The 12,526-nt window shown below is 63.0% G+C and carries 11 protein-coding genes; 5 read left to right on the top strand and 6 right to left on the bottom strand.

The window, feature by feature from the left end; genetic code table 11:
- Positions 1–47: 47 nt before the first annotated feature.
- Positions 48–1,412 (bottom strand): magnesium transporter, encoded by a 1,365-nt coding sequence (gene mgtE / locus EN853_RS05025; protein WP_127858113.1) that lies wholly within the window; start codon positions 1,410–1,412, stop codon positions 48–50.
- 281 nt (positions 1,413–1,693) lie between these two features.
- Positions 1,694–3,586 carry an ABC transporter ATP-binding protein/permease gene (locus tag EN853_RS05020; protein ID WP_167524377.1) on the bottom strand — a complete coding sequence of 631 codons (1,893 nt, stop codon included), beginning with the start codon at positions 3,584–3,586 and terminating at the stop codon, positions 1,694–1,696.
- A gap of 623 nt (positions 3,587–4,209) precedes the next feature.
- On the opposite strand from EN853_RS05020, the gene EN853_RS05015 reads away from it, so the two are divergent.
- Positions 4,210–4,617 (top strand): hypothetical protein, encoded by a 408-nt coding sequence (locus EN853_RS05015; RefSeq protein WP_167524376.1) that lies wholly within the window; start codon positions 4,210–4,212, stop codon positions 4,615–4,617.
- A 1-nt stretch (position 4,618) separates the two neighbouring features.
- Here EN853_RS05015 and EN853_RS05010 read toward each other — a convergent pair whose 3' ends face one another.
- Both EN853_RS05010 and EN853_RS05005 read right to left on the bottom strand, forming a co-directional pair.
- The gene (locus EN853_RS05010; RefSeq protein ID WP_127858116.1) at positions 4,619–5,299 is read right to left on the bottom strand and encodes a DsbA family protein; all 681 of its coding nucleotides are present in this window, start codon (positions 5,297–5,299) and stop codon (positions 4,619–4,621) included.
- A 34-nt stretch (positions 5,300–5,333) separates the two neighbouring features.
- Positions 5,334–7,154, bottom strand: coding sequence for an extracellular solute-binding protein (locus EN853_RS05005; protein WP_127858117.1), 1,821 nt, complete (start codon positions 7,152–7,154; stop codon positions 5,334–5,336).
- Between the two features lie 287 nt (positions 7,155–7,441).
- Here EN853_RS05005 and EN853_RS05000 point away from each other — a divergent pair, with 287 nt between their 5' ends.
- Positions 7,442–8,071 (top strand): invasion associated locus B family protein, encoded by a 630-nt coding sequence (locus EN853_RS05000; RefSeq protein ID WP_127858118.1) that lies wholly within the window; start codon positions 7,442–7,444, stop codon positions 8,069–8,071.
- 74 nt (positions 8,072–8,145) lie between these two features.
- On the opposite strand, the gene hspQ is transcribed toward EN853_RS05000, so the two are convergent.
- Together hspQ and EN853_RS04985 are read right to left on the bottom strand one after the other, a co-directional pair.
- Positions 8,146–8,469, bottom strand: coding sequence for a heat shock protein HspQ (hspQ, locus tag EN853_RS04995; protein WP_167524375.1), 324 nt, complete (start codon positions 8,467–8,469; stop codon positions 8,146–8,148).
- Between the two features lie 331 nt (positions 8,470–8,800).
- A complete protein-coding gene (locus EN853_RS04985) occupies positions 8,801–10,012 on the bottom strand; it encodes a UbiH/UbiF family hydroxylase (protein WP_127858121.1) in 1,212 nt (403 codons plus the stop codon).
- A 100-nt stretch (positions 10,013–10,112) separates the two neighbouring features.
- On the opposite strand from EN853_RS04985, the gene EN853_RS04980 reads away from it, so the two are divergent.
- Genes EN853_RS04980 through pcsA form a run of 3 tightly spaced genes read left to right on the top strand, consistent with a single transcriptional unit; the run spans position 10,113 to position 12,444 of the window.
- Positions 10,113–11,003, top strand: coding sequence for a DUF2182 domain-containing protein (locus EN853_RS04980; protein WP_127858122.1), 891 nt, complete (start codon positions 10,113–10,115; stop codon positions 11,001–11,003).
- An 11-nt stretch (positions 11,004–11,014) separates the two neighbouring features.
- Positions 11,015–11,629: a DUF1326 domain-containing protein gene (locus tag EN853_RS04975; protein ID WP_127858123.1), complete on the top strand. Its 615-nt coding sequence runs from the start codon at positions 11,015–11,017 to the stop codon at positions 11,627–11,629.
- Positions 11,626–12,444, top strand: coding sequence for a phosphatidylcholine synthase (gene pcsA / locus EN853_RS04970; protein ID WP_127858124.1), 819 nt, complete (start codon positions 11,626–11,628; stop codon positions 12,442–12,444). The genes EN853_RS04975 and pcsA overlap by 4 nt, the downstream gene beginning before the upstream one ends.
- The last annotated feature ends 82 nt before the right edge of the window (positions 12,445–12,526 follow it).

Below are 12,526 nucleotides of genomic sequence, written 5' to 3'. Positions count from 1 at the left end.
GCGGAGCGGAACCGCCGCCGGCGAAGCCGGCGACGGTGAGGCTTGGTTCAAAGCAAGGTGCCGCGCAGGATCACCAGCGCCACCGAGAAGTAGATGACCAGCCCGGTCACGTCGACCAGCGTGGCGACGAAAGGCGCCGAGGCGCTCGCCGGATCGAAGCCGATGCGCTTCAGCGCGAAAGGCAGCATCGAGCCCGACAGCGAGCCGAAGGTGACGATGCCGATCAGCGCCGCGCCGACCGTTGCCGCGATCAGAATCCAGTGCGGGCCGTAGTCGTAGAGGCCGAGATACTGCCAGAGCGCGATGCGGCAGATGCCGACGATGCCGAGGATCGAGCCCAGCACCAGACCGGTCGGCAACTCGCGCAGCGCCACCCGCCACCAGTCGCGAAGGCCGATTTCGCGCAGCGCCAGCGCCCGAATGACCAGCGAGGTGGCCTGCGAGCCGGAATTGCCGCCCGAGCTCATGATGAGCGGGATGAAGAGGGTGAGCACGATCGCCTTCTCCAGTTCGCCGTCATAGCTCTGCATGGCGTTGGCCGTCAGCATCTCGCTGAGGAACAGCGCGCAGAGCCAGCCGGCCCGCTTCTGGATCATGGCGAGGAAGCTCATCTTCATATAAGGCTCGTCAAGCGCCCCCATGCCGCCGAAACGATGCACGTCCTCGGTCGTTTCCTCCACCATCGTGTCGATGATGTCGTCGATGGTGACGATGCCGAGGATCTTGCCCTGATCCACAACCGGCACGGCGAGCAGGTCGTATTTGGAAATCGTCTGCGCCAGCGTCTCGCGATCGGTGAGCGGGGTGACCGTCACCGGCATGCGGTCCGGCGCCACCGACAGGATCGAGTCCTGCGGCTCGCCGGTGATCAGCCGGCGCAAGCCCGTTGCCCGCAACAGGAGGTGCGTCTGCGGGTCGGTGATGTAGATCGCGTAGACCGTCTCGCGCGTCCGCTCGACCTTGCGGATGTAGTCGAGCGTGCGGTCGACGGTCCAGTCCGAAGGCACGCTGACGAATTCCGTCGTCATGATCGAGGCGGCACTGCCCTCGGGATAGCCGAGGATGGATAGCAACGTTGCGCGCAGCGGCGGAGCAAGCGCGCCGAGCAGTTCGGAACGGGCCGGCTCATCCAGCTCGCGCAGGATGTCGGCCGCGCGGTCGACCGACATGGCGGTCAACAGCCTGCTCGCCTTGGCGCGTGGCAGGGCTTCGGCCAGCTCTGGGGCGCTTTCGAGCTCCGGCTGGTCGAAAATCTCGACCAGCCGCTCGAACGGCACGGCGCAGAGCAGCTCGATGGCCGTCTCACGGGGTTCGCGGTTGAGGGCTTCGACCACGTCAGCGACGTGATCGTTGGCAAGAACACGGGCGACGGCGACCGCTTCGTCGTCCAATACGGGTGCGAATTCGTTCATGGCTCACTCCTTGCCGTCCGGCAGGACGTGAGCCGTCAGGTCACGTCAAGGCGGACGGCCGTTGCGTTCGACTGTGACTATCGCCAGGCATGGCGGGTTGACCTTTCTGCTCGCGGGGTTCGCGTTTTGAATTTTGCGAGCGGGCGCAACATAGGAGTGGGCGATGCCGAGTCAATCGCGGCGAGCGCGAAAAATGAGCGAAGGGACGTCGGCTCGCGAGACTGTGATCGACGCCAGCCGCAGCCTGGCGATGGAGTCAGCTCAAAGGCTTGGTATGGCCGCTATTTCTGCTTCAGCCGGCGGAAGCGCAGCCATTTGTCCTCGGCCGGCCGCGGTGGCTGGGCGAGGATGGTGGTGAGCTCGCGCGGCAGGGTGGGGACCAACGGCTTCTTGGTCGCGACACTGTCGGTGATCGCCACGACGCTGTGGTAGAACTCTTCACCGGCAAGCGAGCGCGGCGGCACGGCCTCGTGCATCACGCTGATCACCGTGACATCGGGGCAATTGGCCTTGATCGCTTCGTGGAAGGCAATCTTGCCTTCGGGGTCGAGCGCGCCGGTCGCTTCGTCAAGGAACAAAAGTCCCGGCTGCTGCAGGATGATGCGGGCGACAACCAGCTTCTGCTTCTGCCCGCCGGACAGGACCTGATCCCAGATCTTGCCCTCGCGGCTCTCGTCAGGCAGGTGCCCGATGAACTCGCCGAGGCCAGCCTTGTGCAGTGCCGCCGCCACCTGCATGTCGCCGTGGTCGTTCTCCGAGCCCGGCAGGCAGACGAGCTGCTTCAGCGAAACCTGCTGCAGCTTGACTTCCTGGGCGGCGTAGAAGCTCGTTACCCCTTCCGGGAACACGATCGTGCCGCGGCCATAAGGCCAGAGGCCGTTGATCGCCTTGATCAGCGAGGTCTTGCCGCAACCGGACTCGCCCTTGAGGAACGTCCACTCGCCGCGGCGGAAGCGAAGGTTGGCAGCGCTGAGGAAGGGCGTTGCGTCCTCGCCTTGATGCGCCAGCTCGAGCTTCTGGATGGTGAGGCCGAAAACGGGGTTTTGCGTGGCGTAGCTGAAGTCCGAGCGCCCGGTCTGGCGATAGAACTCCCGCGGCTGCTGGACATTCTCGATGGCGTCGGCGAGCTCGGTCACGCGCTGGCTGTTGGCCCTGAGCGTGGCGATCGCCGGCATCACATGGATGAACCACGAACACTGGCTGATCAGCTGCGCGACCATTTCGGAGCCGGTAATGTAGCCCTTGAGGTCGAAGCCGTTGTGAATGAACGGCACGAGACCGGGTCCGTAGGCAACGATACGAGCGCCGATGAAATTGTAGATCAGCTCGAATGATGTGTAGCTGGTGTTGACGACGTTCAGCCGTCCCCAGGTCTTGTCGATGTCGACATAGAGTTTGTCGTGCATCGACTTCTGCACATCCTCGCCATGCGAGGCGGCGACGTGGAAGCTGCGACGCAGGAAGGTCGTCAATTCGCCGCGATAGCTGCCCTCTGCCTGCTGCATGCGTACGTTGAGACGTTCGAGCAGGCCGCCGAGCTTGATCGCGATCCAGGTGTTGAGCGGAACGTAGGTGGCGACCGCCAGGAAGGCGAGAACGGCGCTGCCATAGCTGCCGAGAAACTCCAGCCCTTTGACCTCCACCGAGGCTCCGATGAGGTTCTCACCGACGAAGTAGAGCGAGGTCGCCACGCCCAGCACGCCCATCGCGAGGCCGATCGCGCCACCCGTCATGTCCTTGATCGATTCCTGGATGCGCTGGTCGATGTTGTCAGGGGCGACGATGCCGCCGGCCACGGAACCATGCTGGGCATGGAAATGGGTATGGTTGCCGTCGAGCAGCGCCTGGTTGAACTGGTTGTTCAGCCAGCCGCGCCATTTGCGGTGCAACGTCGTTGAAACGAGGTTTCGCACGCCGGTGAAGCCGGCGTCCTTGAGCACGACCAGCAGCACCAATATGCCGGCATTCGTGAGAAGCGTCTGCAAGGGTTTGGTGTTGGCGGCGTCGTGGAAGAAGGCGATCGAATTCACCAACTCGCCCGATGCCATGGCGAACCAGACGCCGGCCTTGCTGGAGAGCGCCGTGAGCAGCGCTATGACGAGGGTGAGGGTCCAGGCTTCCTTCCACCGGTCGGAGAACCAGTAGGCTCGCATCAGCCCCCAGAAAGTGCGCATCGACGATACCGGCGTCAGGGGCGAGGGTTTTGCCGCCTCGCTGGATGTTTGCTCCGGTACTGTACGTCGCGGTCTACCGACCCGAATCACGATCCCGCCCAAACCTTTTCTAGTTTTGTTACGGATAGTAACACCAATTGATCATTTTCCATTAATTTTCTGCTGCCGAATGTGAGCAGGGTTACCCGCCGTGGCGCGAGCGCAACAGAATTGCCGCACCGGTCGGGCGCTCCCGGCGCGGATTTTGTTTCTATTTCAGCCAGTTGGGGTAGGGGCCCAAGGTCCGGCGCAGCCTTCCCCTAGGGAAAGCAAGAACACGGGTTTGTGAACGGAAATGACATGCCGGTCCGCCGATTTTAGCGTCCGGAAGGCGAGTGCAGCGATCCAAAAACAGCCACTGTCCGTCCCGTTCGGGCACCCTCAATCGCCTCGTCCAGGGCCGCGACGCTTCCGGAAACAGTTTTGGCGGCGAATCGTGTTTGTCGATTGCCGCGCCGCTGCTGACGCGGACAGGCCCGACCAGGGCGATGAGCCAGCGTTGACAATTTTGTCCCCAGAGGTCGAATCTGGGCGCTTCGCATCGAGGGGGATCAACAATGTCTTAAAGGATGTTTTCGCCCGCGATGCTCGTGGTGTTCGCCTGGCTGCCGCACGCACTTGCCGGCAACCAGACCATTCCGGCCAACGCCGAAGGCCAGATCGAATTCAACACGCCGTCCGGCAATATCGGCTGCATCTACACGCCGAAGGGGGGTACAAGCACCTACCAGCCGCAGAATGGCGGGCCGGAGCTTTCCTGTTCCCGCGTCGAGCCGAACTACGTGACGGTGATTTTGGGGCCGAAAGGGCCGGCGACACTTATCAAGAACCCCGGCGAGCAGGGCTGCTGCGGCGACGTGACCAAGCTTGGCTACGGCAATGGCTGGAGCAAGGGGTCATTCACTTGCCTGTCGTCGACCAAGGGATTGACCTGCACGAGCAGCAGCGGCCACGGCTTCTTCGTCAGCAAGGCGAAGGTGACAGTGAAATAGTCTAATCCGCGATTTCGAGCTCACCGCGCGCCTTGGCCCCGGCGACCTGACGGATGGCGTCGGCAAGCGTTTCGGCGTCCTGCGCGCCCATGACGGCATATTTGCCTTCGAGCAGGAAGCACGGCACGCCTGTGATGCCCATGCGCGATGCGGTGGCGATCTCGTTGCGCACGGCGTCGACGTCGGCGTCCGTCGGCAAGAGCGTTTCGACCACGGAGGCGTCCATGCCGGCCTCCCGGGCTGCCTCGACCAGCACGGCGTGGTCGCCGAGATTGGCGCCTTCCTCGAAATTCAACTGGAAGAAGCGGCGCACCAGCCGGTTCTGCACGTCCTCGCCGGCGGCGCCCGCCCAGCGGATGACGCGGTGCGCGTCCAGCGTGTTGGGGGCGACCTTGATAGCGCCGAAGGCGAAATGAATGCCTTCCGCTTCGCCGAGCGGTTCGATGCGCGCGTGGATCTGGTGGATGCGTTCCTCGCTGCCGAACTTGCCAAGCATGTATTCGCGGCGATCCATGCCTGCTTGCGGAATGGTCGGATCGAGCTGGAAGGGCCGCCAACGCACATGCACGTCGACGTCGCCGGCCTCGGCAATCGCCTTGTCCAGCCGCTTCTGGCCGATGAAGCACCAGGGGCAGACGACGTCGGACACCACATCGACGGTGATCGAGTTCTCGGCGCTCATGGTCGTCTCCGTGGTTGCGTCGGTTGGGATTGTGTCAGTTGGGCTTTCGCCACCATGCCGGCAGCTGATAGCCGAATATGGGAGTCTTTTGCGGATGTTCCAGATAGCTCCAGTAAGCAAGCCACTGCTGGGTGTTGTATTGCATGGGCACGATGTAGCTGCCGGAGATCAGAAGCCGGTCGAGAACGCGCACCGCAGCGACGTAGTCTTCCTTGGCGCGGGCGTTCAGCATTGCGTTGATCGCCGCGTCGACCGCAGGGTCGGCGACGCCCGCCAGGTTGAACGAACCCTCCTGCTTGGCCGCGACAGATCCCCAGCGCCCGACCTGCTCGCTGCCGGGCGACAGCGAATTGTTGAAGCCGCTCGTGCCGATCAGGACTTCGAAGTCGAACCGCTGCTTGCGCGACTGGATCTGGTCGCCGTCGAGGCTGCGGATGGTGACCTCGATGCCGATCTTCTCCAGCGTGCGTTGATAAAGCGCCGCTAGACGCTCCTCGTCCTGCGATGACGTCAGGATTTCGAAGCCGAAGGGATTCCCTTGAGGGTCGAGCATCCTGCCGTCTTCCACATGGTAGCCGGCGCCCTTCAGCACCTCGAAAGCCGCTCGCAGCACCTTGCGGTCCTGGCCGGAGCCGTCGGTGACCGGCGGCCGCCAGGTGCCGTCCAAGACCTCGGCAGGCACGCGGCCGGGGTAGGGGGCAAGCAGCGCCTTCTCCCGGTCGTCGGCCGGATGGCCGAGCGCAGACAGCTCGGAGTTCTGCCAGAAGCTCATGGTGCGGTTGAATTTGCCGGCGAACAGGTTCTTGTTCGCCCACTCGAAGTCGTAAAGCATGCCGAGCGCGCGCCGTACGAGCGGACTGGCGAACTTCGGCAGCCTGGTGTTGAACAGGAAGCCCGTCACCACGGGCGGAATTCCGGTATCGAAATATTCCTGCTTTACCTCGCCCTTGCGAAAGGCAGGGAAGTCGATATCGCGGTCGCGCTTGACCGGATCGGTCTCGTCGTCGAGGGCGCAGATGCCCTTCTTGAACGCTTCCGTCTTGGCGTTGGCGTTGAGGAAATACTCGATCGTAATCTGGTCGAAATTGTCGAAGCCGCGCTTCGAGGGGATGTCCTTGCCCCAGTAATCGGGATTGCGCTTGAAGACGATGCGCTGCCCCGGCTGCACCTTGTCCACGGTATAGGGACCGCTGCCGATCAGCGGCTTTAGCGTCGTCTTGTCGAAGGTGCCCTTGTCGAAGGCGTGCTTCGGAATGATCGGCGTCAGCGCGACGATCAGCGGAAATTCGCGATTGGCCTTGTCGTTGAAGGTGAACCTCACGCTGTGGTCGCCGGTCTTCTCCAGCTTGGCGATCATGCTCATGCGGTCGCTGTAGGGCGGGCGGCCCTTGTCGGCGAAGACATCGTAGGTGAACAGCACGTCGTCCGGCGTCACCGGCTGGCCATCCGACCATTTGGCGTTGGGATTGAGATGAAACTCGATGCTCTTGCGTTCCGGATCCATATCGGCGCTGTCGGCGAGCAGGCCATAGAGGCTGAACGGCTCGTTATAATTGCGCTGCATCAACGGCTCGAAGACGAGGTTGCCGTAGACCGTATCGATCATTCCGCGCGCGGTGGTGCGCAGGCTCTTCAGGATGAAGGGGTTGAGGTTGTCGAAACTGCCGACGACGCAATAGGTGACGCTGCCGCCTTTCGGCGCATCGGGATTGACGTAGTCGAAATGCGTATAGTCCGCAGGCAGCGCCGGCTCGCCCTGCATGGCGATGCCGTGCTTCGGTTCCGACAAAGCCGGAAGCAGCGAGAGGGACAGAAACGAGGTCGCGGCGATCAGCCGAACGAGAACGCGGTCCATGACCGTCTCCTTGCCGGGCAGCTTGGTGATTCGACACGCACCCTAGAGCATTTCGCGCCCCGATTGAATCGGCGCGCACCAGCGGAAACCGGCTTCAGCCAGTGTGTCGCCAATCGAGCTTCGCCCAGGGAGGAGAAACCCGGAAGAAATCCCGGAAACCGGGCTGGATTCGGCGTCGCTGGCAGTGTAACACGCGCTCCGAAGTCATGCTGTTGCCTCATTTGGGCAACAGGTAGCGGGACCACACGGCAGGAAGAAGCCGGTCCCCGGGATTATTTGAGAGGAAAGTGCACCATATGACGAGCAACGCGTATCGCCTTTCGGTGCTGGCTGCAGGCGTGGTCGGCGTCCTGGGCGCCGGGCTTTTCACCGCTTCGGCACAGCAGCAGCCGCAGATTCCGCAGGGCTGGTTCAAGGCCTGCACCAAGCAGGAAGATGTCGATATCTGCAACGTGCAGAACATCGTCACCGCCGGCAATGGCCAGCTCGTCACCGGTGTCAGCCTGATCGAGCTCAAGGGCAAGGTGAACCGCAAGGTGTTCCAGGTGACGGTGCCGACCGGCCGTCTCGTTCCTCCGGGCATCGCTCTGCAGATCGACGCCGGCAAGGCGCAGAAGCTCGACTATGTGATCTGCTTCCCGGATCGCTGCGTCGCGGAAGTGCCGCTGAGCGACCAGCTGGTCGCTTCCTTCAAGAAGGGCCAGCAGATCACCCTCACGTCGATCAACTTCCAGAACCAGCCGAACCCGATCAAGGTCGCGCTGACCGGTTTCAGCGGCGCCTATGACGGCCCGCCGCTGCAGCAGTCGGACATCGAGGACCGGCAGAAGAAGCTGCAGGACTTCGTCGCCAAGAACAACCAGGACTTCGCCAAGAAGCTCAAGGAAGAGCAGGACAAGGCGAAGACCGCCAACTGATCGCCGGAGCGTTTCTCCAGTATGAAAAAAAGCGGGGCAGTCGCCCCGCTTTTTTGTTGCCGCTTGAGCGGCCTTCAGTGCTTCGAGTGGCGTTTCGGCTCGTAGCGTCCGTCAGGCAGTTTGTCGAACATCTCGCCGATCTGCGGGTGCCGCACGGGTTCGCCCGAGCGGTCCTCGAGCAGGTTCTGCTCGGACACGTAGGCGATATACTCGGTCTCGGAATTCTCGGCGAGGAGGTGGTAGAAAGGCTGATCCTTGCTGGGACGCATGTCGGCGGGAATGGCCTCGTACCATTCCTCGGTGTTGGCGAATTGCGCATCGACGTCGAATATCACGCCACGGAAGGGAAACAGCCGATGGCGAACCACCTGTCCGATCGCGAATTTGGCCGTTTTCATCGCACTCACCACCTGCAGCGCCGCGCGTCCCTTCGGGCGCGCAAAGGACGCTGCAGCACCTTCACTTTGCGCATGACCCCTTCCGAAAATCGATTTCGATTTCCCAGATCACACGCCGGACCCGAGGCGCCGTCAGTGGCTTGCGCGCAGGGCGCCTAAGGTCTTGAATTTACACGTTACGCAGCCAAAAATCGACCCCGACTTTCGACTTGGTACCATTGGCGCAGACGTTGCCCCAATTCAATGCCGCAACGCCGCCTTATGGCCAAGCTGCGGACCGGCGAATGCAATGGTTTCGCGACCGGAAAGCGCGAAGTCCAAAAGTATCGCCTCAGCGCGCGCCCTGCTTCCTGAGGCCGCCGGCAATCGCGCGAAAACCGCTGCCCGGACGCAAGCCTTCGCGCATGAAGAAGGCACGCAGCGGCGCGAAGCTGCCCAGCACGGTGAGGCCGGCGCTGCGCGCAAGCTGCGCCGGCAGCATATCGGACAGCAGCGACATGTTGAGCAGGTTCACCGCGCTGCTGCGCGCCAGGATATCGGGACGGCGCCTTGTGTCGTAAGCGGCGAGGCACAGCCTCGACCCTGGATCGTCGCGGTTTTCGCTGGCGATTCCAATCAAGTCGTCGATGTCCCTGATGCCGAGGTTGAGGCCCTGCGCGCCGATCGGCGGGAAGACATGGGCGGCTTCGCCGACGAGCGCCACACGGTTTTGCGCGAAACGGCCCGGCGAGGCGGCCGACAACGGATAGACCTGGCGACCGGGTTCAACTAAGACGCGGCCGAGCATCGACTGCATCTGCTCCTCGACCCGCACGGACAGCGTTGCGACGTCGAGGGCCGCCAGTTCCTGCGCCGTTTCCGGCTTTACCACCCAGACCAGGCTGGAACGCTTGCCCGGCAGTGGGACCTGGGTGAACGGCCCGGTCTCGGTGTGGAATTCGGTCGAGATGAAGCCATGCTCGCTGCGATGACTGAAATTGAGAACGAGCGCTGACTGGGGATAGGGGCGGGCGGAGGCCTTGATGCCGGCGGCTTCCCGTGCCGGCGACAGGCGCCCATCGGCGGCGACCGCCAGCGACGCGGAAACCTCGCCGCCGTCAGCCAGGCTCGCATGAGCCCGGTCGGCTTCGAGCCGCCATGTCTCGACCATCGACTTTCGCCACTCGATGCCCGGATGAGCGGCAACCGCCTTGGCGAGCACCGGAATCAGGACATTGTTCGGCAGATTGAGCCCGAACTGCTCCTCGCCGATCTCGCTGGCGCGAAAGGTCACGGTCGGGCTGCGGATCAGCCGGCGGGTCGCGTCGACGATGCGCATCACCTTCAACGGCGCCGCATGCGGCCTGAGCCCATCCAGCACGCCGAGCCGCTCGAGGACTTTCAGCGAAGGATTCATGAGGGCCGTGGTGCGGCCGTCGCTGTTCGTTACCTCGGGGCCTGCCAGGATCACGGCAAAGCCGGCCTCGGCAAAGCCGAGCGCCGCGATCAGGCCGGCCGGACCGGTGCCGGCAACCAATATGCGGGCTTTGTCGTTCTGCTCCACGCCAGGCTTCCATGTGAGGTGCGGCCCGTCGGGCCTAGATGCGGATATAGGGCAGATCGGCGGGCTTGATCAACGCGGCGATTCGGCCCATTCGATTGCCATGACCGGCCAGGAGCACGATTTCAGCCATCTCGACCGCGCCGGCCGCGCCACGGCGGGACTCGCGCGCAGCCCACGCCTAGCGGTGACGCTCACCATAGGAGCGGGCATCGTGCTTGCCTGGTTCATCCTCGCTGCCATGGCGATCCGCGGTGCCGAAAGCCGGCTTGCCGGCGGTGCTCCGGGCGATACGCTGCTGAAAGACCTGCCGCGTTTGCCGCTGCCGGAATTTCTCGATCGCTTTTTCGCTTTGTGCCTTGCGCCGGCTCCGCTCGCAGGCTCGGCTGCCGCGCAGGCGTTGGCGTTCGTCCTGATGTGGTTCCTGATGGCGGTGGCGGCGATGCTGCCTTCGGCGGCGCCGATGATCCGCACCTATTGCGAGATTGCCGACACCGCTCGAACCAAGGGCGAGCCCGTCGTCCATCCGCTGGTTTTGGTGGCGGGATACCTCGCGACCTGGCTGGCCGCCTCGGTGGCGTTCGCCGCGCTGACGCTTGCGGTTCATGGCTTTGCCGCGGGGCGGGTGCTCGATCCCGCCGTCGGGCTTGCCGGGGCCGCTGCGCTTACGATTGCCGGCCTCTTTCAATTTAGCGGCTTGAAGCAGGCCTGCCTGAAGAAATGCCGCAACCCGTTCTCGATCCTGTTTGCCAACTGGAGCGTGATACCCGCGCGTATCTTCGGGCTCGGCGCGGAACAGGGCATCTGGTGCCTCGGCTGCTGCTGGGCGCTGATGCTGGTGATGTTCGCCGTTGGCGTGATGAACATCTTCTGGATGGCGCTGATCGGCCTGTTCACCCTGATCGAAAAACAGACCACCGGCAGGGTGGCAAGCCAGGTCGCCGGTGCGATACTGCTTGTGTGGGCCGCCGCCCTGCTATTAGTTTCGGCGTGAGGGAGAATTCGATGACGGATCAAAGCTGGGCGATGAAGGGAGAGCTTGTACTCTCCTGCAATTGCACGGTTTTCTGCCCTTGCGTCCTGTCGCTCGGCAGCCATCCGCCGACGGAGGGCTATTGCCAGACCTGGGCGGGTTTCCGCATCGACGCCGGCCATTTCGGCGAGGTCGACCTCTCCGGCCTCAATCTCGGGCTGATCATGGAAATCCCGGGTTATATGAGCCGCGGCAACTGGACCGCCGGCCTGTTCATCGACAAGCGCGCCTCGGTCTATGCGGTGAAGGCGCTGACCAAGATCTTCACCGGCAAGGCCGGCGGCACCACGTCGCTGCTGTCGATCCTGGTCGGCAAATTCCTCGGCGTCGAGCAGGTGCCGATCACCTATGAGACGCGCGATAAAACGCGCGTCTTCCAGATACCGAAGACCATCGACGGCGCGGTGACGCCGATACCCGGCAAGGACCGCGAGAAGGATACGGTGATCACCAATTCCGAATACTGGATCGCGCCGGAAATCATCGTGGCGAAGTCCGAAAAGAGCAAGATGCGCGCCTTCGGCCGCAACTGGAATTTCGCCGGCCGCTCGGCCGAGATCTGCAAGCTGGACTGGCGGGGCCCGTGAGCAAGAACACAGCGGCCCGGAAAGCGGCCAAGAAGATCGCGGAGCGGATTCCGCTGCCGAAGAAGAAAGTGACGTGGCCGCAGGCGCGCGCTTTTTCAGTGCACCTGCTCACCGCCTCCGGTTCGTTCCTCGCCTTCCTGTCGCTGGTCGCGGCCAGCGAGGAGCGCTGGACTGCAATGTTCTGGTGGCTCGGGCTGGCACTCTTTGTCGACGGCATCGACGGCCCGATCGCGAGAAAGCTGGAGGTCAAGGAGATCCTACCGACATGGTCGGGCGAATTGCTCGACAACATCATCGACTATGTGACCTATGTTCTCATCCCGGCCTTCGCGCTCTACCAGCGCGGCTTGATGGGCGAGCGGCTGTCGTTCCTGTCGGCGGCCATCATCGTGGTGTCGAGCGCAATCTACTATGCCGACACCGGCATGAAGACGAAGGAGAACTTCTTCAAGGGGTTCCCGGTCGTATGGAACATGGTGGTGTTCACGCTCTTCGTCATCGAGCCGGGCCAGTGGGTTTCTTTCGCCGTGGTCGTTGTCGCCGGCATCCTTACCTTCGTGCCTATCAACTTCATCCACCCGGTGCGCGTGGTGCGGCTCAGGCCGATCAATCTCGGCATGACGCTTTTGTGGTGCGCTTTCGGCGCGCTTGCGCTTGCGCAGGCGGCGCTTGCCGCCTTTTACGACAAGATCGGCGTTCTGAGCGAGCAGGTCAGCATCTTCACCAAGGCTGGCATTACGGTCACAGGCCTCTATCTCGCCTGCATCGGGGGCATCATGCAGATGTTTCCCAGTCTTGGCGCCAGGAAACCCTGACCTAGCTTTTTGTTGGAGCATGATCTTTTCCGAAAACCGGTTTCGGGATCATGTTCTAAATCCCCTCCTGAAGAGAGTTGAG

Source organism: Mesorhizobium sp. M1C.F.Ca.ET.210.01.1.1 (assembly GCF_004791585.1).
Lineage (GTDB): Bacteria > Pseudomonadota > Alphaproteobacteria > Rhizobiales > Rhizobiaceae > Mesorhizobium.
The sequence above is the reverse complement of the archived record's forward strand: the minus strand, read 5'-3'. Positions and strand labels throughout refer to the sequence as shown.